Source organism: Limnothrix redekei LRLZ20PSL1 (assembly GCF_043235035.1).
Classification (GTDB): domain Bacteria; phylum Cyanobacteriota; class Cyanobacteriia; order CACIAM-69d; family CACIAM-69d; genus CACIAM-69d.
On sequence record NZ_JAZAQF010000085.1, the window covers coordinates 1 to 247 of the forward strand.

Here is a 247-nt window from a genome sequence, read left to right on the forward strand (position 1 = left end):
CGATCGCATCGAGATCCACTTCCAATTCCCGCTCGGTTCGCTGGTTGTTGCGCCAAATTTGCCAGCCGGCCAAGCCCGCCAGCCCACCGGAAGCCACCGCCCCCAATGCATCGCCTTGGCTAATTTGCCAAGCGGCGCTGGCCAAACCCACCAAGGCCGCCCCTTGATACCAGTTGGGTTCAACCCAGCGCACCCCCATTACCCAACAGGATTGGCGCAACATCAACAAATCTCGCTGGGGTCGGGG

Annotated in this window: 1 protein-coding gene; it reads right to left on the reverse strand. The window is 61.5% G+C overall.

Features of this window, described 5'->3' with window-relative positions; all coding sequences use genetic code 11:
- Positions 1-223: DUF3318 domain-containing protein (locus VPK24_RS14705; RefSeq protein ID WP_393014465.1), on the reverse strand; the 223-nt coding region annotated here is incomplete at its 3' end.
- Positions 224-247 lie beyond the last annotated feature (24 nt).